The sequence below is a fragment of the Psychroflexus montanilacus genome (assembly GCF_020164535.1).
Lineage (GTDB): Bacteria > Bacteroidota > Bacteroidia > Flavobacteriales > Flavobacteriaceae > Psychroflexus > Psychroflexus montanilacus.
In genome coordinates, this window is record NZ_JAIQZC010000003.1 from 273,295 (window position 1) to 293,506 (window position 20,212).

Annotated in this window: 18 protein-coding genes; 12 read left to right on the plus strand and 6 right to left on the minus strand. The window is 35.8% G+C overall.

Annotation, left to right across the window (positions count from 1 at the left end; genetic code table 11):
* Positions 1-71: 71 nt before the first annotated feature.
* Complete coding sequence (locus LB454_RS10200) at positions 72-1,124, minus strand: anhydro-N-acetylmuramic acid kinase (RefSeq protein ID WP_224464565.1); 1,053 nt, start codon at positions 1,122-1,124, stop codon at positions 72-74.
* A gap of 190 nt (positions 1,125-1,314) precedes the next feature.
* On the opposite strand from LB454_RS10200, the gene LB454_RS10205 reads away from it, so the two are divergent.
* The 6 genes from LB454_RS10205 to arfB all read left to right on the plus strand — a co-directional run bounded on the left by LB454_RS10205 (position 1,315) and on the right by arfB (position 5,889).
* Positions 1,315-2,457, plus strand: coding sequence for an acyl-CoA dehydrogenase family protein (locus LB454_RS10205; protein ID WP_224464566.1), 1,143 nt, complete (start codon positions 1,315-1,317; stop codon positions 2,455-2,457).
* Positions 2,458-2,547: 90 nt separating this feature from the next.
* On the plus strand, positions 2,548-2,808 hold the full coding sequence (locus LB454_RS10210; RefSeq protein ID WP_224464567.1) for a thiamine-binding protein: 261 nt from the start codon (positions 2,548-2,550) through the stop codon (positions 2,806-2,808).
* On the plus strand, positions 2,792-3,430 hold the full coding sequence (gene pnuC / locus LB454_RS10215) for a nicotinamide riboside transporter PnuC (protein ID WP_224464568.1): 639 nt from the start codon (positions 2,792-2,794) through the stop codon (positions 3,428-3,430). Before LB454_RS10210 ends, pnuC begins: the two co-directional genes overlap by 17 nt.
* A complete protein-coding gene (locus LB454_RS10220; protein WP_224464569.1) occupies positions 3,385-3,939 on the plus strand; it encodes an AAA family ATPase in 555 nt (184 codons plus the stop codon). The genes pnuC and LB454_RS10220 overlap by 46 nt, the downstream gene beginning before the upstream one ends.
* Positions 3,940-3,947: 8 nt before the next feature.
* Complete coding sequence (locus LB454_RS10225) at positions 3,948-5,492, plus strand: DUF4301 family protein (protein ID WP_224464570.1); 1,545 nt, start codon at positions 3,948-3,950, stop codon at positions 5,490-5,492.
* Positions 5,485-5,889, plus strand: coding sequence for an alternative ribosome rescue aminoacyl-tRNA hydrolase ArfB (arfB, locus tag LB454_RS10230; protein ID WP_224464571.1), 405 nt, complete (start codon positions 5,485-5,487; stop codon positions 5,887-5,889). The genes LB454_RS10225 and arfB overlap by 8 nt, the downstream gene beginning before the upstream one ends.
* Positions 5,890-6,052: 163 nt before the next feature.
* On the opposite strand, the gene LB454_RS10235 is transcribed toward arfB, so the two are convergent.
* Positions 6,053-7,168, minus strand: a complete 1,116-nt coding sequence (locus LB454_RS10235; protein ID WP_224464572.1) for an NAD(P)/FAD-dependent oxidoreductase — start codon at positions 7,166-7,168, stop codon at positions 6,053-6,055.
* Positions 7,169-7,203: 35 nt separating this feature from the next.
* Positions 7,204-9,711, minus strand: coding sequence for a phosphoenolpyruvate carboxylase (locus LB454_RS10240; protein WP_224464573.1), 2,508 nt, complete (start codon positions 9,709-9,711; stop codon positions 7,204-7,206).
* A 382-nt stretch (positions 9,712-10,093) separates the two neighbouring features.
* Here LB454_RS10240 and LB454_RS10245 point away from each other — a divergent pair, with 382 nt between their 5' ends.
* Positions 10,094-12,469: a TonB-dependent receptor gene (locus LB454_RS10245; protein ID WP_224464574.1), complete on the plus strand. Its 2,376-nt coding sequence runs from the start codon at positions 10,094-10,096 to the stop codon at positions 12,467-12,469.
* Between the two features lie 105 nt (positions 12,470-12,574).
* On the opposite strand, the gene LB454_RS10250 is transcribed toward LB454_RS10245, so the two are convergent.
* The 3 genes from LB454_RS10250 to LB454_RS10260 form a co-directional block, all read right to left on the minus strand.
* Complete coding sequence (locus LB454_RS10250) at positions 12,575-12,733, minus strand: DUF1328 family protein (protein WP_224464575.1); 159 nt, start codon at positions 12,731-12,733, stop codon at positions 12,575-12,577.
* 197 nt (positions 12,734-12,930) lie between these two features.
* Complete coding sequence (locus tag LB454_RS10255; RefSeq protein ID WP_224464576.1) at positions 12,931-13,926, minus strand: DUF4837 family protein; 996 nt, start codon at positions 13,924-13,926, stop codon at positions 12,931-12,933.
* Positions 13,927-13,999: 73 nt separating this feature from the next.
* Positions 14,000-14,521, minus strand: coding sequence for a DUF4304 domain-containing protein (locus tag LB454_RS10260; protein ID WP_224464577.1), 522 nt, complete (start codon positions 14,519-14,521; stop codon positions 14,000-14,002).
* A gap of 211 nt (positions 14,522-14,732) precedes the next feature.
* Between LB454_RS10260 and LB454_RS10265 the strand changes: the two genes are divergently transcribed.
* The 5 genes from LB454_RS10265 to LB454_RS10285 all read left to right on the plus strand — a co-directional run bounded on the left by LB454_RS10265 (position 14,733) and on the right by LB454_RS10285 (position 19,975).
* Positions 14,733-15,344 carry a porin family protein gene (locus tag LB454_RS10265; protein ID WP_224464578.1) on the plus strand — a complete coding sequence of 204 codons (612 nt, stop codon included), beginning with the start codon at positions 14,733-14,735 and terminating at the stop codon, positions 15,342-15,344.
* Positions 15,345-15,405: 61 nt separating this feature from the next.
* On the plus strand, positions 15,406-16,224 hold the full coding sequence (locus tag LB454_RS10270) for a pseudouridine synthase (RefSeq protein ID WP_224464579.1): 819 nt from the start codon (positions 15,406-15,408) through the stop codon (positions 16,222-16,224).
* A gap of 8 nt (positions 16,225-16,232) precedes the next feature.
* The gene (locus LB454_RS10275) at positions 16,233-18,242 is read left to right on the plus strand and encodes a hypothetical protein (protein ID WP_224464580.1); all 2,010 of its coding nucleotides are present in this window, start codon (positions 16,233-16,235) and stop codon (positions 18,240-18,242) included.
* A gap of 5 nt (positions 18,243-18,247) precedes the next feature.
* Complete coding sequence (locus tag LB454_RS10280) at positions 18,248-19,069, plus strand: DUF2490 domain-containing protein (protein ID WP_224464581.1); 822 nt, start codon at positions 18,248-18,250, stop codon at positions 19,067-19,069.
* 12 nt (positions 19,070-19,081) lie between these two features.
* A complete protein-coding gene (locus LB454_RS10285; protein ID WP_224464582.1) occupies positions 19,082-19,975 on the plus strand; it encodes an MORN repeat-containing protein in 894 nt (297 codons plus the stop codon).
* The last annotated feature ends 237 nt before the right edge of the window (positions 19,976-20,212 follow it).

The window sequence follows — 20,212 nt, forward strand, 5'->3', positions numbered from 1 at the left end:
TGATTTGCTCGCAAATATAAAGATTCATTAAGGCATTGCTAATTTAAGCTTCCATAATTCTTAAAAAGATATTAAGGTAAGTATACTTTCCCTGAAGAATGATCTCGGGAAGCACCTGTCACCGATGCTAAAATATTTATTTCTTCAAGGTCTTTCAGCACGCCAAGAAGCCCAAAGATTAAGGCTTCTTTGTAGTTGATGACCTCGGGATTTGGGATGACCAGTTCTGCATCTGTTTCAGCAGAAATGAGTTCTATAAGATAAGTATTAAAAGTGCCACCACCTGTAAAGAGCACCTTTTTGTGATCCGATATGGCTTTCGCTATCTGCTGAGCAAAATGTTGGGTGCAGGTCGCTATGATTTCTTCGGATTTTAATTCTGCAAGATTCAATAAGGGAAAAAATTCAGCTTCCAGCCATTCGATGCCTAAAGATTTTGGCGAGGCTTTAGAATAATACGGAAGCTTTTCCAGTTGAGCTAGAAGTTCTGGATTAGGAACTGAAGCTCTAGCGATAGCACCGCTCTGGTCGAATTCTTTTCCCAGCCTTATGGCATAAAGATTCAATACTTTATTGATGGGGCAGATGTCATAAGCTATGCGTTGTTTTTTTGCTTCAAAAGAAATATTAGCAAATCCGCCTAAGTTTACACAAGCATCATAATCGCCAAAAAGCAAACGATCTCCAATAGGTACCAAGGGTGCGCCTTGACCACCCAATTCCACATCTTGAACCCTAAAGTCGCAAATCACTTTTTGATTGGTTAAACTTGCTAATGTAGGAAGGTTGCCAATCTGATAAGTAAATCCATTTTCGGGCTGATGTAAAACCGTATGTCCGTGAGAAGCAATGATATCAATTTTGGACAGGTTATGTTCACGAATAAATCGGTGAATACATTCAGATAACAAAACCGTGTAGTCTTCATCCAGGGCTTTAATTTTATCTATTGGCCAGGTGTGTGCCATAGATAACTTCTCTTTCCAGGTTGGAGAATAAGCATAAGTACTGGCTGTATGAATTTCAAAAGAATAGCCTACTCCTTTTCTTATAGTGCAGTACAAAAGGTCTATCCCATCCAGGGAAGTGCCAGACATGACGCCAATGACAGAGTAAGTATTCATGAATTATAGCTTAAATTTCAAAATTAATCTAAAGTCTTTGAAACTCCCGCGATGAAGTCCTTTTTCTGAAAACACTTCATCTTACACTTTTTTTACATTAATCTTAATTTATGAATCCTTAGATTGAAAATTCTGTAGTTTAACCTTATATTCGCGACAAAATTTTAAATAAAACTGAAATAGTAAATATATGGATTTTAAGTTGACAGAAGAACACGAAATGATTCGCCAGGCGGCGAGAGATTTCGCTAATAACGAATTGAAACCTGGCGTAATTGAGCGTGATGAAAAGCAAGAGTTTCCAAAAGAACAAATCAAAAAGTTAGGCGAACTCGGTTTCATGGGTATGATGGCCTCTCCAGAGTATGGTGGAGGAGGCATGGATACCGTTTCTTATGTGCTAGCCATGGAAGAGCTTTCCAAAATCGATGCATCAGCCTCAGTAGTGGTGTCTGTGAACAACTCTTTGGTGTGTTGGGGTCTAGATACCTACGGGACAGAAGAACAAAAGAAAAAATACTTATCTCAGTTGACGACTGGTGAGAAAATTGGCGCATTTTGTTTGAGTGAGCCAGAAGCTGGAAGTGATGCCACATCTCAGAAAACAACAGCTATAGATAAAGGTGATCATTATGTGATTAATGGCACCAAAAACTGGATAACCAACGGCGGGTCTGCAGACATTTACCTGGTTATTGCTCATACAGATAAAGAGAAAAAGCATAGAGGTATCAATGCTTTCATTCTGGAGAAAGGTATGGAAGGCTTTGAGATTGGTCCTAAGGAGCAAAAAATGGGTATTCGCGGAAGTGACACGCATTCTTTAACCTTCAATGACGTGAAAGTACCAAAGGAAAATAGAATTGGTGAAGATGGATTTGGCTTTAAATTCGCAATGAAAACCCTTGCTGGTGGAAGAATTGGTATTGCAGCTCAGGCCCTTGGCATTGCAGCTGGTGCTTATGAAATGGCAAAAGACTATTCCAAAATCAGAAAAGCTTTTGGAACAGAGATTAAGAACCATCAAGCTATCGCTTTTAAACTGGCAGACATGCATACCAGCATTGAAGCGGCTCGCCATATGGTCATGAAAGCGGCCTGGGACAAGGACAACGGTCATAATTACGATCTTTCTGGTGCTATGGCCAAGCTTTATGCTTCTCAAGTGGCTATGGATGTGACGGTGGAAGCTGTTCAGGTTCACGGTGGTAATGGATATGTAAAAGAATACCATGTAGAGCGATTAATGCGAGATGCAAAAATCACTCAGATTTATGAAGGAACTTCAGAAATCCAAAAAATAGTGATCTCCAGAAGCATTTTGGCAGATTAACTGGTTCAGAATAAAATTTTCAAAAGGTCAGCAGTAAGGCTGGCCTTTTTTAGTTAAAAAATTTTCATCTTGCGCTACTAATTCTTGATTATGAAAATTTCAGTTGAATTAACACTAACCCCAATTCAGGATGATTACGAGCCAATTATCATCGACTTCATAAAAGCGCTTCGCAAGTCTGGGCTAACCGTTTTAGAAAATCCATTGAGCACTCAGGTGTATGGAGAGTACGATAAGGTCATGCAAATTTTGAAAGATGAGGTAGAAATTGCCTTTGAAGCGATGGACCGTGGTCTGCTGCATATGAAGTTAGTAAAATCTGATAGAAGCGATTATGAGCCTCATTTTTGATTGGTTGTTTTCAGAATACGAAAACACCCCCACTCATTTTATTGTTTTAGAAGTCATTGCTATTGTTTTCGGTTTTCTAAGCGTTTTGTTTTCAAAGAAAGATAATATTCTGGTGTTTCCTACTGGAATTGTGAGCACCCTTATTTTTGTCTATATTCTTTATCAGTACAGTCTTCTGGGTGATATGATGATCAATGCCTATTATTTTATAATGAGTATTTATGGTTGGTACATCTGGACAAGAAAAGTTGATAATTCTCACTTTATTCCTATAGAGAAAGCTTCTCGTAAGGAAAACTTGCAATCTATCTATATCTTTGTAGCCACCGCAATTTTTGTATGTGTGGTCTATGAAGTTTTTGAAAAATGGGACGGTTGGGTAACTTACGTAGATGTATTAACTACAGCTATCTTCTTTGTAGGGATGTGGCTGATGGCCAAAAAGCGTCTGGAAAACTGGATATACTGGATTATTGGAGATCTTATTTCTATACCACTTTACTACTATAAAGGATTAACATTTACTTCTTTTCAATATATACTTTTTACTATCATTGCTGTATATGGATTTTTAGAATGGAAGAAGAACTTAAACAAACCAAAAGCGAGCTTACTAAAATAGTCCTTTTTGGACCGGAATCTACGGGCAAATCTAGTCTGGCCGAAGCTTTGGCAAAAGAATTTGATACCGAATGGGTGCCAGAGTTTGCACGTGAATATCTTCAAAAGAAATACGATAATTCTGCGGAGGTTTGTGAGCCTTCAGACCTCATTCCCATTGCTAAAGGACAATTACAGCTAGAGAATGCTAAAGCGCAAAGGGCTAGCAATTATTTGTTTTGCGATACCAATGTATTACAGACCTTAACTTATGCTAAGGTTTATTATGAGAACTATGAAAACCCAATTTTGGAGCAATGTGTGCAACAACATAAGTATGCCTATTACTTTCTTACATTTATCGATACACCTTGGGTAGAAGATGATTTGAGAGACAAGCCAAACGAAAGAAAGGAAATGTTTACTATATTTGAAAATGCGCTCATCCAAAGAAATATCCCTTTCACTACTTTAAAGGGAGATCTCAAGCAACGTTTACAAAAAGCCACATCTATTATAAAAACACTTTAACTATCATCATGCAATTTCATCCCAAAGACTTATCGCAAATTAAAGCCCACGGATTAACCGTCAAAAAAGTTGAACAAGACTTAAGTCACTTTGAAAAGGGTTTCCCTAAACTTGAGATAGTGAAACCCGCTACTCTTGAAGATGGTATTATACAAGTGAATGCCCAACAAAAAAAAGAACTTGTTCAAACTTATGAGAATTCAACGTTGGAAGTATTGAAATTTGTACCCGCTAGTGGCGCTGCCTCTAGAATGTTTAGATTGTTACATCAGTTTATTGAAGAATTTCCAAGAGTCAGCCTCAGCTACAAAGAGTTTATGGAGCAAGACCACTTTAAGGAATTGGATAGTTTTTTTGATTCTATTGAGCATATAGCATTTTACGACGATTTGGTATTTGCTTTAAAAGGAAAAGGTGTAGACTTTGATGCGTTATCTCGTGGGCAGAAAGCACTAAAGCTTTCTCAGCAAATGCTGTTGTCAGAATCTTTTCATATGGCAGATTTGCCAAAAGGACTAATCCCCTTTCATAAATATCCGGAAGAAAAGTTAACTGCGTTTGAAGAGCATTTTTATGAAGCCTTAACTTATGCTGTAAAAGACGGAAAAGCTCAGTTACATTTCACAATTTCATCGGATCACCTCAAAAAATTTAAACAGAAACTGAAAGATTTTCAGCCTAAAATTGAAGAGGAAACTGGAGTTAAATTTGAAGTAGAGTTCTCTTTTCAGCACTCTACGACAGATACTATTTGTTTGGATTCCAAAGGAAATATCTACAGAGATGAGCAAGATCAAATCTTATTCAGACCAGCAGGACATGGCGCATTGGTGGAAAATTTGAATGACTTAAAATCGGATTTGGTATTTATTAAAAACATTGACAATGTGTCTCATCAAAATTCAGCTTTGGAGACTAATCAATCTTCATTGGAATACAAATCTGTTCTTGCAGGTAAACTGATTGAGCTTCAAGAAAAAACCTTTTCTTTTCTAAATAGAATTGATGAAGAACCAGAAAATCCAGATCTCTTGAAAGAAGCTTTTTCTTTTTTAAAAAATGAACTTAACATCCATTTGAAAATTCGAAATAGAGAAGAAGTATTACAATACCTCAACAGGCCCATTCGAGTTTGTGGTATGGTTATAAATGAAGGTGCTCCAGGAGGAGGTCCATTTTGGATAAAAAATAAGGATGGCAGTATTTCTTTGCAGATTGTAGAAAAATCTCAAATCGATTTGTCTGAAAAAGATCAAAAAGAAAAAATGGAAGCTTCGACTCATTTTAATCCTGTTGATATTGTTTGCAGTCTAAAAAACTATACAGGAAATTATTTCGATTTGAAGCAATTTGTAGATACCAATAAAGGCTTTATTGCTAATAAATTTGTAGGTGGTAAAGCTATAAAAGCACTTGAATTACCAGGCCTTTGGAATGGGGGAATGGCATTTTGGAATACAGTTTTTGTAGAAGTACCAGTAGAAAGCTTCAACCCGGTAAAAACAGTAGCAGACTTGCTTAAACCAGGGCATCAACCTCAATCTGATGTTTGATAAAAACCAACTTCAAAAAGAGCTGGAATTTCAATTTGCGTTAAGCGGCGGTCCTGGCGGTCAACATGTCAATAAAACTGAGACTAAAGTCATAATAACATGGGATTTAGAGGCCTCAGGTCTTTTTAATGAAGCTCAAAAGCAAAGAATTAAAACGAAGCTGGAGAAAAGGATTAATTCTGAAGGCCAACTTAAGTTGAGTGTTGCAAAATCAAGAAGTCAGCTTCAGAATAAAAAACTGGCAGTCTCTATGCTGGAGAATTTACTGTCCAAAGCACTTCAAAAACCTAAGAAAAGAATTAAAACTAAACCTTCACGTTCTTCTAAATTGAAGCGTTTACAAAAGAAAAAACAGCACTCCGACAAAAAGCAATTAAGAAAAAAGCCGAAACTTTAGCTGATTTGTGTTATTTCAATCCCAAAGCGTTGGAATAGCCTTTTGCTAAACTGAGAACTTGCCAGTTTTTGCATGGTAAAGGCAGGATTTTTTCTGTTTTTCAATAGATAAATATTCTTCACTAGCGTAAAAGGCTCATCCAGAATCTCAGGTTATCCTTTCATTATTCAATCAAATCTGCCAGTTCCTTTCCAGCCTGGCTTCCAATGGCAATTCCCATACCACCAAGTCTCACAGCACAATATACTCGATTTGAAACAGACTTTATGATCGGTTTTTTCTTTTCGCCTATTCCTAAAACTCCACTCCAGCGCTGATCAATCTCAATATTCTGATGAGGTAAAATTACATTTTTGAGTAAATCTTCCAAAGCTGTTTGAATACGTGGAGTGGTATCCAATACAGAAGTCGTTTCTCTTTCGCTGTCAAGATTTCGGCCTCCACCCAGTAAAAGGCGGTCGTGAATAGTTCTGAAATAATAGTAACCTTCATCTAAATGGAATGTTCCTTTGATTGATAAATTTGAAATAGGTTTTGTAATTAACACCTGATTTCTTGCTGGAATTACCTTCAGATCCAACAGGTCTGAAGCAAAAGCATTGGTCGCTATACAAAGATGCTTAGCTTTAAAACTAAAATCATTTAGTTGGATATGAACTGATTCTGCTTCAGATGAGAATGAGGTGACTTCTGTTGAGTTTAAAATTAAAACGCCTTCTCTTTGTACTTTTTGCAATAATGCAAGCATCATTTTACCAGTATCAATTTGTCCTTCGAAAGGAGTAAAGATTAAATTTGATAGAGAATTTTTAAACCCAAATGTATTGGTTTTCAACTGAAAGCTATCTGCTCCAAAAACGGGTTGTAACAAGGTATTGAGCATGTCCAGGCTAGATTCACAACTTTCAAAAATATCTTTGTTTTTCTCTAGAAAAACCTCGTAGCCTCCGTGTTGTTGATAGTCGATTTGTTTTTCGCCCAGGGTAGACTTCAGTAATTCTAATCCATCAACACGTTGCTGTACCAAGTTGACCAGCTCTTCTGTGGTATGATTTTTTAGATCCGAGAGTAATTCACTTGCGCTTCCAAAACAGGCAAAGCCTGCATTTTTAGTACTTGCACCCTGAGGTAAACTACCCTTTTCAAGCACTAAAATTTTTGATTTTGGATGCTTTCTTTTGAGTTGGAGTGCGCAAGATAAGCCTACAATACCACTGCCTATGATGCAAAAATCAATATTTTTGAACCAGGTATTCCGTTCCCAGTAGGATAAATTCAAACTTTTAGAATTTAAGGATTAAATTAAATCTCAAACTAAGCCGAATTTCGACTCGCATTGATATTACCGAATAAAGCCCTTATTACCATTTTTTCATAAATTTCTTTATTCGAATCGTTTTCTTGAATCTTTTGAAGTGCGTACTGTTGAATGCTAAGTAGCGGTAAAATAATTTTTTCTCTCATATTTATGGATCTTTTTGCTAGCTCTTCATTTTCCATTAATTCGTTTTGTTTTGTCAATTTTAAAACTAGCCTCTTAGCGAGTTCATATTCTTCACGAAGGTTCTTCCAGAATTCACCATATTTTTTATCGTTTTTCATGTAGGATGTCAAAGGGAAATAAGATTTCTTCATAGACATGATGCTATTTAGAATTAATGATCTAAAAAATGCTGAATGTTCATATAAATCTTCAATAAGATGAAATTGATCTTCATAAGCATTTAATGCTGTTCCGAGACCGTAATAACCAGGAACATTTTGTCTTACCAGCCCCCATGAACCTACAAAAGGGATAGCTCTCAAGTCTTTGAGTTGTAGCTTAGCATCCGAATTTCTTTTTGTTGGTCTACTGCCAATATTTGTAGCTCCATAATATTTGAGTGTTGTCATTTCCTCTAGATAGGGTATAAACAATTCGTGCTCCTTCAGGCTTATGTATTTTTCGTAGCTTTTATCGGCTAACTCTGTAAGTAGTTCTTTATGACCTTGTTTCCAGCTATTTCTTTGTTTGGATTTTACTCCAGCCAAAAGCAATTGCTCAAAGTTGTAAGTGGCTTGTTCGTGGGTGCCAAAAACACTTGTAATTGTTTGCCCTTGTATGGTGAGCTGTATTTTTTCATTGGCAATTTCGTTTCCCTGAGCAGCGTAAAACTGATGTGTTTTTCCACCACCACGAGCTGGAGGTCCGCCTCGGCCATCAAAAAATACGACCTGATAGCCTTCTTGCCTGGATAAAGCCGTTAAACGTTCTTTGGTTCTGTAAATTTCCCAATTAGCTTTCAAATAGCCACCATCCTTGGTTCCGTCAGAAAAGCCCAACATGATGTGCTGTTCTTTATTTCTTTTATTTAAGTGCTTTTTATAAACTTCATTTTCATAAAGTGATTTCATCACTGCTTCAGAATTATCCATTCCATCCATTGTTTCAAATAGTGGAACAATATCTATGTTGATGTCTTCTTCTTGATATCCGCAATATTTAAATAATGCATATACATGCAGCACATCAAAAATATTTTCTGAATTGGAAATGATATAGCGGTGCAAACCACGCTGTCCATTCAAGTGTTGAATCTCCTGTATTTGATATATATTATCAATTGTATCCACCACCAAATCATCCTCATAATCTGCTGAATCTATGTTTAAAGACTTCTGGGTCAAATACTCTAACTTTTCATTTGAGGATAATTCATTATAGTCAATTTTAAATTCTTTTTCAAATATTTCAGAGATAAGCATAGTGTGAACACTGCTATCTTGCCGGATATCTAGGGTTGCAAAATGATTTCCAAACAGATGTACTCTTCCTATAAAATCATCGATCAAATCAACGTTTAAAGATTTGTAGTTTTCCACAACTAGCTTTCTTACGCGGTACATTATTTCTAGTATCTCTTCAGACTTCAAGCTAGTTTTTTTCTTAAAAATTTGCTTGTATAGTTTGCGCTTCAACTTATCCAAATGCTCATTAACTTCCCTAAATGTAAGTTTACGCATTAAAACTTTAAGGTGATTATAGTAACACTTCATAATGGTAATCCGCAGCTGGGTTGCGACTTCATATGTAGTTTCTTTTGTCACAAATGGATTCCCATCCCTGTCTCCTCCAGGCCAAAAGCCCATTTCGAGTAAATTGGGGTTGAAATTTGGGGGTAGATTGGTAGCTTTTCCAATTTGATGATAAATTTTACCTAAAGTTTCGTAATAAACATATCTAAGGTAAAAGATAATGCTTTGGGCTTCTTCAAAAGGGGTAGGTTTTTCCCTGTTAATGAAAGGAGTAAAGGCTAGTTGCTGGAGTATATTGTCAATTTTAGTAATACTGTCATCTTGAACAGCATTACGAAGTTCATGCATAATTCCCTGTACATTGTTAGGGTAAAATTGTGTTGGATGAGCCGTAAAAACCACTCTTGAGCTAAATTTTTTCAGATGCTCCACAAGGTTGGTATAGTTTTCATTTCCTGGATGCAGGAGGCCTTCTATTTTTTGTTTTTTGAAACTAGAAAAGGCGGCATCCTCAATACTATCAAACAACACCACCTGGCGTTCTATGTATTTTATCATTCTGAATAGCAAATCAAACTTTTCTTTGTCAGAAGTTAACTCTGTATGATTCGCTAAAAAGTCTTCAATAACGGCTTTAGGTTCTGCATCTTTTCGATAGCCTTCCTTGCTTAATTTATGCAGAAGTGGAATAAAAACCCCTGTATAAGTTGTGTTTTCATTTGGAAGATTAAGAAATAGACTGTTATAAATTAAATATTTATTACTTATAACTTGTCTGAATTTTTCAATGCGTTCATTGTTTTGCATGGTATGTTGGATTACAATTCAATTTATATAGCTACTTTCTCAAAAGTACAGAAAATTAAAAATTAAAGCAGAAATCAAATTTTCATGAAATCAACAAATTCTATCAATTAAAGAGTATCATTAGCGTTTTTCACCATAAATCCTGTATCAATTGTAAGAGAAATCAAATTCAAATACTTAAGTTTGCGCGAAATCTCAAAGGGGTGTTTTGTGAAAGCAAGACTGAGATCATACCCAATGAACCTGGGCAAGTAATGTTGCCAAGGGAAAATGGCCAAATTGGTCATGCATTGTTTATTACTCCTGATACCAGAGTGGTTATCAGGTTTTTTTATGTTTAATACTGAATAATGGCCCCTTTTATTCGTAAATCTATTTACGAATGAAAACCAAATTATTTCTTTTATGTGCTATCTTCTTTGGATGGCAATCCTTCTCACAAGATTACAGGATAGAAGGTAAAGTGACTAACCAAGGCAATCCACTTTCTGACGTGAGTGTGTATGCTAAATCTACAAACTTTGGAACGGTAACCGACACAAAGGGAAACTATCAGTTGAAAGTTCCACAAGGGAATTACACACTTGTGTTCATTTTCGGAAACCGAAGAGAGTTCAAAATTGAAGTTGATGGTGATAAAACCCTAGATGTGGACATGTCCAAAGTGGAAGAAGCCTTGGACGAAGTTCTAGTAGAAGCTTTTAGGGTGAGTGCCGACTTACCAATTACACATTCCAACTTCAGTAAAGCTGAGATTGAAGAGCGAAATCTGGGGCAAGATATTCCTGTCTTGCTTAATGTATTACCCTCGGTTGTCTCCACAACCGATGCAGGAAATGGAGTTGGGTACACCTCCATCAGGGTGAGAGGTAGCGATGCCTCACGCGTGAATGTAACTTTGAATGGTATTCCTTATAACGACCAGGAAAGTCAAGGCACCTTCTGGGTGAATCTACCAGATTTTGCTTCCTCGACGGAAAGTCTTCAGTTGCAAAGAGGTGTGGGAACCTCTACTAATGGTTCTGGTGCTTTTGGAGCAAGTTTGAATATTTTGACTGAAGCCAAGAATGATGAGCCAAGTGCGGAGCTGAGTAACTCTTTTGGTTCTTTCAATACCAGAAAACATACGGTTGAATTTGGAACTGGACTTTTGGAAGATAAGTTTACATTTTCTGGGCGTTTGTCTCAAATAAAGTCTGATGGTTACATCGACAGAGCATTTTCAGATTTGAAATCGTATTTCCTGCAAGGAACGTTTCAAGATGGAGGAACGTTTATAAAAGCGCTTGCTTTTGGTGGTAACAACATCACTTACCAGGCATGGAACGGCATAGATCGGGAAACTTTAGAAACCGACAGAACCTTTAATCCTTCAGGGCAGTATACTGACGAAAATGGGCAAACCCAGTTTTATGACAATGAAGTGGATAATTACAAGCAAGACCATTACCAATTGCACTGGAACCAACGTTTAAATCAAAACTGGTCGACCAATTTGAGTTTGAATTACACTTACGGAAGAGGTTATTTTGAGCAGTATGAAGAAGATGCTGATTTGGGTTTTCATGAAATTAGCCCTATAGAAATTGGTGGAGAAACTATCGAAGAGTCAGATCTAATTAGAAGACGCTGGTTGGATAATGATTATTATGTGGTGAATGGAACTGTAAATTACAGCGACAGCCAACTTGACTTTACCTCAGGCTTGTTTTATAGTTATTATACCAACGACCATTTTGGAGAAGTCATCTGGTCAAGATTTGCCGGGAATTCTGAAATACGGGATAATTACTATTTTGGAACGGGGACTAAGCAAGAATTTACCGTTTTCAGTAAAGCCACCTGGAAACTCGATGATCAACTAAGTGTATTTGGAGATTTGCAAGGGCGTTTTGTAAATTATGAAACCTCAGGATTAACTTCAGATAAAGTGAATCTTCTGGTCGATGAAAACTTCAATTTTTTTAACCCTAAAGCGGGGATTACCTATCAAATTAATAATGCCCAGCAGCTTTATGGGTCTTATGGTAAGGCCCAGCGGGAACCAAGGCGAAGAGATTTTGAAAACGGAATCACAAATCCAGAAATTTTGGACGATTTTGAACTGGGTCACAGATTAAAATTAGGAAATTCCACTATCAATACTAATGTTTACTATATGTATTATAATGATCAAATGGTGTTGACGGGTGCTCTGGACGATGTGGGAGCGCCTATACGGGAAACCAGTGGTGAAAGTTATAGACTTGGTTTGGAAATCGATGCCGATATTAAAATCAACAGCTTGTTTTCAACTCGGCCAAACTTGACGTTAAGCCGGAATAAAAATATTGATTTTAGAGCCAATCTGGATGGTGAAATTCAAAATCTTGGGGAAACCAATATCTCTTTTTCGCCAGAAATCATAGCAGCCAATCAATTGATCTTTCATCCAAGTGAAGTTTTTCAAGTCAATTGGATTTCTAAGTATGTGGGGGAGCAGTATATGGGCAATATCGATAGTGAGGTGTCTCTACTCGATAGCTTTTTTACAAACGATATCAATGTTGTTTACGAGTGGAAAAATGCTCCGCTCTTCAAGTCTGTCGTGTTTACAGGCTTAATCAATAATGTGTTTGATGTGAAGTACGAGTCAAATGGCTACTTTTTCTTTTTTGATTCTCAGAATGATCAAGGACAAACGGAAACGATTGAAGGTGCTGGCTTCTATCCTCAGGCAGGAATAAATTTCCTAGCTGGTGTGACTTTGAAGTTTTAAAAAACGCATTTAATTTTAGACATACAATTGATAAGAAAACTCTTAGCCAGGATTTGCCTGGCTAAGAGTTTTAAGTTTGAAAGAGATTTTTGTTTATTAGAAAAACTAGGAAGCCAGATTTGAGATGATTGAAATTGCCAATAGGATTAAAAATATATAAAATATGATTTTTGCTATAGCAGCAAAACCTCTGGCAATTGTTGTAAATCCTAATATACCGAAAATAAGAGCACCGATAAGAGCAATAATGATGTAAGTCAACATATTTTAAATTTTTTATAAATTATTAATAATCTAAATTAACTTATAAAATAACGCTCTTAGTTAAATGTATGCTATATGTTCAATAAATAAAATACAAATAATTAACGGTAACTTTAATAAATAGTGATTTTACTTAATTAAAAAAGCTTAGCTAACGGAATGTTGCTAAGCTTTTTTATTTAAGATGTGATGAGTTTTTAATCAACAAATTTAGCTGATTTCAATATGGCTTCAATTTCAAACATCTGCTGTCGTTTTGATGAAGATGGTTTAAATACAAAACCTTCAAGAATCACATAGCGGTCTTTTTTATCGTCCTTTATGGCGTAGGTAACAAATGGGCCTGCCATAAAAAACCCTTTTACTTCCCAGGTTCCTTTAATTTCGTAGGCAAATTTACCGTCAATTTCAGTTTCAAATAAATAAGGAGCGTATGCTTCTTCAGTAATCATATGCGTATCCTCGTTTGGGCCAGGTACGTGTTTTTCGCCAACGGAATCTCTCATTTTAATTACATTGGCTATAATGTCACCATTTTTTTCAATAGTTGAAGTCGGTACTTCGTAGGCGAGAAGTTCCATGCTACCGTTTTTGATGTCTTTACGCATCCAAAAAAACTTATCTTCTTGTTTTGCGTAACGATAGGCGGAAGGGAAAAGCATGGAAATACCAAGAGATTTTTTTAACACATCAACCTCCTTGGGAGCCTTGCGCATTCGTCTTCTTTTTTCCTTTAGTTCTGTTTGTTCAAGTTTTTTGAGAAAAGATTCCTTGTTGTCGTTGAGTTCTTTTATGATACTCTCTTTGTCTGGTCCGGTAATGGCTATCCCTACCTGAGGTTTTGCGAATGAGTCCAAAAGAACTCTGTGTCCGGTTTTGTCTGAATTTTCGATCTTTAAGAAGGTTCGGTTTTTTCTAGCAAATCCGGAAAATGAAGAAGGAGGAATTTGATTTAAAGCATATTTAGGCTCTTGTTGTGGCAATCCAGCTACATCTGCCGCAAATATTTCACGGATATGTTCACCTATTGAGTCTTGCCACTCTTCATTGGATATGATGACATTTAGTTGGTTTAGATTTCCTGAAGATTCTGCCTTGTACGCAGAATTATTACCTTCATTACAAGCTATAATTGAAATAAATAAAAAAATTAGAAGGCTGTAACTGCCAAAGCGATTTAAAGTTGATTGCATTCTTGGTGTTTTTTGGGTTGAATTTTTAATATCCAATACCGTTCCAAAAATGAAATATCGCTCAATAAGTTAATTAACTTGCAACATTATTCATAAGTTTAAATCTATGTTCTTGGATGAACCTGTCCAGCCTCTGATTCCAAAACGGAACATCTTTATAAAATTCTTCACAATCCTCCAGTGTTTCCTGTCGAACTAATTGAGGTATGATGTAGTCTTCGAAATCACGCTGGATTAATCCTAAAAATTCATTTGCATTATCCTCATTCTTGATGCAATAACCAATGCTGTTCTTGAATTTATGAAACTGAATATCTTCAGGAAGATAGCAATCTTGAGATACGCATACTGCCATTTCTGTGATCTCAGGTCTTCTGCGAGAAGAATTTTGTATAGGAGGGATCATCAAGCCGAGATTGATTCTAAAGTCAATTTTATCATCTGTAGACCACCAGTATTTTTGAAGCGTAAGCACCAAAGAAAATTCTTTAGTAGATCTCCACCAGATTTCACCATCATTACTGAAACCAGCATCAACCATAAGTGGAACTAAAATTTCAGTTTCCATTTTTTGTAATAATTCAATTGCTTTCATAATTAGGAATTTTTGCTTATTCAAAAATACAGGCTCTTTTTGGTTTTGCTTTACGGTTCGACCGTAAACATAGTGCGGGAAAACCGTACATTTTAAGTTGATGGTCACTATTACTAAAACAACACAGTTTAGTATTACCCTAACATAAATATTCATTTATTTAAATTTTCTTTCAAATCTGAATTCCTACATTTGCTAATTATTCAACAACATGAGATGTATTTTATTAGTCCTTTGTTTGTCACTCTCTTCTCTGCAATTAAAAGCTCAGGAAAGTGATCCTTCATTTGAATATGGAGTGAAATTCGGTTTACTAGTTTCGGAACTTAAGGGAACAGAATCTGTAAAATCTCTTAGATCTTCTTTTACTGTAGGATTAGTTTCAGAATACAGAATAAATGAACGGTTCGCGGTGCAGCCAGAACTTTTGTTTTCAAGACAGGGTAGTTCTGATAGGGGAGATGTCGATGGATCTTTTTTTGAAAATAGAATCAATCTTGAATATTTTAACTTACCTCTGCTAGGGAAATACTATATAAAAAAGGGTTTGGCAATTGAGCTAGGTCCTCAGATTGGATATCTCGTAGATACTAAGTATAAAAGTAAGCGTTCGGAAAATTCTTTTGTAAGTCCTGTTGAAGATGATTTTGAAGAAATTGATGTCTCTGCTGCGCTTGGAGCAAGTTTTAAAACAGATTGGGGATTTTTGGTAGGCATACGATACACTCTTGGCTTAACCGATATCAACAATGGCTTTGAAGTAGAGACTGGCAGTCTACGTAATGCTACGTTTCAGCTTTATTTCGGGTATTTATTCAAATAATGCTTTAATAATCTAAAATGTCAACTGCTTTAAAAACAGTATCTTTGCGCAAATTTTGAAAATGAAAGACCAACATAAACATAAAGAGCCCGGTAAAAAGGGATCTAAAAGTAAATTCAGCAAAAAGGAAGTTGCTCAATCTAAAGTAGATAAGCAAGTGAAAAACCCAAACGCTGGCATGCGACTCAATAAATATGTTTCCAATTCTGGGGTGTGTTCACGAAGAGACGCTGACATCTACATTAAGTCTGGGAATGTAACCGTGAACGGTAAAGTGATTACAGAAATGGGTCACCATGTCAAACTTGAAGATGAAGTAAAATTTGATGGTAGATTAATAAATCCAGAGCCAAAATCTTATGTGCTACTCAATAAACCCAAAGGGTTTTATGTGACAGGGAGTTATGATAAAGGAAAATTAACAGCTTTGGACCTGGTCCAGAATGCATCAAAATCTAAACTTGCTCCTGTAGGCAAATTGGATACAAGTGCTATGGGATTGATACTTTTTACCAATGATGGAACATTAGCCAAGAAATTATCGGGACATAAAAACGGTGTGAGGCAAATTTATCAGGTGGAGTTGACTAAACCTCTTAAGGAATCTGATCTTGAAATCATAAAAGACGGTCCATTTATAGAAGGTTCTAAAGTAAAAATTGAAGAAGTAGCTTATGTAGACAACCGCCCCAAAAATATAATTGGATTGGAGTTGAGAAGTCAAAGAGCACATATTGTGCAAAGAATTTTCAAGAAACTGGGTTATGAAATAGAAAAGCTGGACCGAGTGGTCTATGCAAATTTAGACAAGAAAAATGTTCCAAGAGGACATTACCGTATTCTTACCAAACAGGAAGTTATCAATTTAGGAATGGTTTAAATAGGTTTATGAATAAAACTGAAGGACATAATTTCTCTATGTTAATCTTGCTCCCAAGCAAGATGATCTTGGTTTTGGTGTTGCTTTTTAACTTTTCCATGCACGCTCAGGATAGGGAAATAAGAAAAGACTCTCTTAAGATAAACGATAGTATAATTGGAATAGCAGAATACGAGTACGATAAAAGTCGAGGGGAGACCGTTTACGACGGGAAATTCAATTTTCAATCAGTTACAGAGTCCAAGTTAAAAAGTTTTGACTTTGAAGCGATCACCTATGAAGGTGAGTTTTCCTCTGATAAAAAAACTGGTGATTGGCTGTATTCCAATAAAAAAATGATAGAAGGTGATCAGAAATTTGTTTCTGGGTTTAGAGTTGGAAATTTAGCTTCTGGAACCGAAAATTTAGTTTCAGGTCAATTTCAAGATGGCGTAGCTGTAGGGAATTGGAAAGTCGTAAAACAGGATTATATTAATTCCAATGTAGAAGACACCTTATTTTTGATAGAATCTACTTTCAAAAACAACCAACTTGTAGGCTCATTAAAGTCAAATTCTAAATCTATTCTTGTTCAAGGTTATTTTAACGCCGATGGATATTTCCATGGGGAATGGGAGATTGAACATAAAGATGAAAAGGTTATAGAAAATCGAACTTTTGAAGCAGGCCTTTTGAAAAAATATGAAATCATCATTGATGGTAAAACCTTTGATATTTCTTATGCTGGCTTAGATACAACAATAGCAAAAGAAGAGCAATGGGAAGACATCACTCTTGAAGATGGATATTTTGATATTTTAAACCTTGTAGATCTTGAAGTTGAACAATCAGTTTCTTCATCTATCGATGTGTCGCTTAATACTTACCACAAAAAAACGAACGAGTTTATTGAAAACAGTATACTTTCTTTTTCATACAATACACAATTTGACATTTGGAATGCTTTTAAAGGCAGTAAACCATTAGGTTTAGGAAAATTCAAAGTGAGAAAACTTGAGTTGACTTCAAAAGAAAAGAAACAAGTAAATGAGATAGCAGAGAATTTTGACGAAATACAAGCTATGCTGAAAGAATTTCAAGATAATTCTAAGGTAAAAATAGGTAAGCCTGTTTATGAAAAATTCAATGAAGCTGAATTGATTTTCAATGTCTACAGAAATGAGATGAGTCAATTGAAAAAACTGGTGAATGTCGTTACCTCTGATGCTTTTGTATACATACAAAGAGATGATATTTACAATAGGATATGGCCTAAGCTCCGCTTTCCTGTAGAAGTGACCTATGAATTTCAATCTGAATTGGTCACCAAATCTCATAAATTCCCAAATTCACCAGAACGTGAAGACTTTGACCTGGAAAAGGCAAACCTTCTGATAAATGACATATATAAAGATGTAAAGGCTATAAGCGAAGAAGTGAGCGAAATCTTTGAGGCGATGGAGGTCGAAAAATCACTCTCTGAAGATGAAGAGAAGCTGATCAAGAAGAAAGATAAAATTGAAAGTCTTTTTGATGCAAATTCTAAAGAAGAAAATTATAATTCACTACATGAACGTTATTCTAATTTAGTTCTGGAACTTACCGAAGAATGCTTTAATGCTTATGGCAATTTAGAAGTTGATAAAAAGAAGAAAGAAATTAAAAACCTACTAAGCTGTTTTGATAACCTTATCGATTTCTACGAGTTTTTAGAAGATTTAAAGTCTAAAAACGAGCGTTTAGATGATGCTTATACAAACACGACTTTCAACCCCTATATGATGGTAGATATGTCTGAACGTATCAAAGAAAATATCTATGAGGCCTTTGATGAAAGTCTCAAACCCTATCTGCTTGATAAATTAAGCGGTGACTTTTCTTGTGGAAAACTGGAAAATGCCATGGAAGATATAAATAAGGTCTATCAAAAGATGCTGGATTTGAGCAAGCGTGATACAAAGGCAGAAGAAAGAGAATTAAGAAGACAAAAAGATCCTGAAAAGATTTTATCAGTCTTAGAAATTGACTTGAAATATTGATGTTTATGAAGTTGAGAGGAGCTTATTTTTTCGCCTTAATTTTTATTTGTTTTTCAAGCCTAGTTTTTTCTCAGGAAGGTGAGAACAGTTTTCCAGACCAATCCATTTTAAGTGAACCAGAAACACTTACCTGGATCAATAGTTACGGTACTTTCCGTATTAGTGAAAAATGGTTTTGGCATGCGGAACTTCACTACAGGATGCGGGAGAACGATGACCGAAACTTCATAGGAGATGTTGCTCAAATCTACAATAGGCACGGGATCAAATACATTCCTACAAAAAACTTCAGTGCTACATTTGGTGGGGTGTTGAGGGTGGATTTTGGAGAGCAAAGCGGAGATGACCTGCAAGACCTTATCCTGGAGCCTCGGCTTTGGCATGAATACATTTGGACAATGCCATTTGAACGTTTTAGAGTATACCACAGGATAAGAATAGAACATAGATGGAAGAGAAGTTTTGCTAAAGGTTCAGATTATGAGTTTGGAAATAGGTGGCGTTATAAATTCATGATGAAAATCCCGCTAAATAAACCCAATTTACAACCTGGAGCTTTCTACTTCAATCCAGATGTTGAGCTTATTATGCAAACTGGGAAAGGAATTGTAGATAACCCAGTTGAAGATTTGAGATTATATCCTGGCATAGGTTACATCGCCTCTCCAAGAGTAAGTTATTCTGCCAACATGATGTACACCACTGGGCAATCTTCTGACTTTGGAGGGGTATATAGAGAACGTTGGATATTCAAATTCAACGTTTACATTAACTTAGATCTTAGAAAATTTGATGACAAAATACCAGATACAAGATTCTACGAATAAAATTTATTCAATATGAGTTCAAAAGATAAAAAAAATAAAAAACGTTACAGATTTTTATTCCTCATCGCACTTCTTACAATATTAGGTTTATTGGTGATTATTTATACTGTGGATTCCAAGCTTACTGCATATGAAGAAAGTGAAACCATTCCTGTTTCTGCTTATGAAGAATTAGAAACCGAATTCAATACGCTTCAAGATTTAATTGCGGTAGATGACATTTGGATTCTTGATAAGCGACCTGAAAAAGCATTGAGAGGATATAAGGATTTGAATATTTTGGATAAAAATTTGAAAAAAAAAGTTGATGAAAGAATTCAGCGTATTCAAGATATTTTAGATTCTCAAGAGGATGATGAGCTAACCAAAATAAATATGAGGACTGAGTTGAACAACTTACAACAGGAAAAGGATTCAATTTCAGTTAAGTTAGATTCTCTTCAGCAAAATTTTAAATTGACTTCAAGTCAGCTGAAGCGTACAAATGATAGTCTCGAAAACGAACTGAGCAGCAAAACAAGGCAACTAGATCGTAAGGAAACATTAAAGGTTATTAGTTTTAAGTCAGAAAATGATGTCCTTATTCACTATATCGGCGAAACTAAAGGCAATGAAGCTGATGGTAGTGGAGTTGGGGTTTGGGCTAACGGTTCAATTTATAGAGGAGAATGGACAAACAACAGGAGAAACGGGAGAGGTGAGTTTAAATGGTCTGATGGTGCTCGGTACGAGGGTGACTTTGTCATGGGTGAACGAACAGGAGAGGGGACTTTTTATTATCCAACAGGCGAAAAATATGAAGGTCAATTCAAAAAAGGTTTACGAAGTGGTTCAGGGACACTTTATGACATCGATGGTAATGTCAGTTTTGAAGGGAGATGGGAAAAAGATAAACCTATACAGTGATATGAACTTAATATTAAGAATTTTGAAAGCCTTAAAATTTAACATTTTAAGGCTTTTTACTTATCTATAAATGAGTTTCATTTGTATTGAATTTCAATTTAATCCAGCTTCAACTCATGAAGTTTCTCCAAGTCTGCAAGTTTGTGTTATATCATCCAATCTTTAATTTTCACTAAGATTGATAACTCTTCACAAAACATATTTTTTTTACTTAACTTTAAGGCTAACAATTAGTTT

Excerpts from the sequence above, each read along its gene's own strand:
- LB454_RS10285 (WP_224464582.1), top strand. The coding sequence starts at position 19,082 with ATGAGTTCAAAAGATAAAAAAAATAAAAAACGTTACAGATTTTTATTC.
- LB454_RS10225 (WP_224464570.1), top strand. The coding sequence starts at position 3,948 with ATGCAATTTCATCCCAAAGACTTATCGCAAATTAAAGCCCACGGATTA.
- LB454_RS10220 (WP_224464569.1), top strand. The coding sequence starts at position 3,385 with ATGGAAGAAGAACTTAAACAAACCAAAAGCGAGCTTACTAAAATAGTC.
- LB454_RS10280 (WP_224464581.1), top strand. The coding sequence starts at position 18,248 with ATGAAGTTGAGAGGAGCTTATTTTTTCGCCTTAATTTTTATTTGTTTT.
- arfB (WP_224464571.1), top strand. The coding sequence starts at position 5,485 with ATGTTTGATAAAAACCAACTTCAAAAAGAGCTGGAATTTCAATTTGCG.
- LB454_RS10245 (WP_224464574.1), top strand. The coding sequence starts at position 10,094 with ATGAAAACCAAATTATTTCTTTTATGTGCTATCTTCTTTGGATGGCAA.
- pnuC (WP_224464568.1), top strand. The coding sequence starts at position 2,792 with ATGAGCCTCATTTTTGATTGGTTGTTTTCAGAATACGAAAACACCCCC.
- LB454_RS10210 (WP_224464567.1), top strand. The coding sequence starts at position 2,548 with ATGAAAATTTCAGTTGAATTAACACTAACCCCAATTCAGGATGATTAC.
- LB454_RS10255 (WP_224464576.1), bottom strand. The coding sequence starts at position 13,926 with ATGCAATCAACTTTAAATCGCTTTGGCAGTTACAGCCTTCTAATTTTT.
- LB454_RS10270 (WP_224464579.1), top strand. The coding sequence starts at position 15,406 with ATGAAAGACCAACATAAACATAAAGAGCCCGGTAAAAAGGGATCTAAA.
- LB454_RS10265 (WP_224464578.1), top strand. The coding sequence starts at position 14,733 with ATGAGATGTATTTTATTAGTCCTTTGTTTGTCACTCTCTTCTCTGCAA.
- LB454_RS10205 (WP_224464566.1), top strand. The coding sequence starts at position 1,315 with ATGGATTTTAAGTTGACAGAAGAACACGAAATGATTCGCCAGGCGGCG.
- LB454_RS10250 (WP_224464575.1), bottom strand. The coding sequence starts at position 12,733 with ATGTTGACTTACATCATTATTGCTCTTATCGGTGCTCTTATTTTCGGT.
- LB454_RS10275 (WP_224464580.1), top strand. The coding sequence starts at position 16,233 with ATGAATAAAACTGAAGGACATAATTTCTCTATGTTAATCTTGCTCCCA.
- LB454_RS10240 (WP_224464573.1), bottom strand. The coding sequence starts at position 9,711 with ATGCAAAACAATGAACGCATTGAAAAATTCAGACAAGTTATAAGTAAT.
- LB454_RS10260 (WP_224464577.1), bottom strand. The coding sequence starts at position 14,521 with ATGAAAGCAATTGAATTATTACAAAAAATGGAAACTGAAATTTTAGTT.
- LB454_RS10200 (WP_224464565.1), bottom strand. The coding sequence starts at position 1,124 with ATGAATACTTACTCTGTCATTGGCGTCATGTCTGGCACTTCCCTGGAT.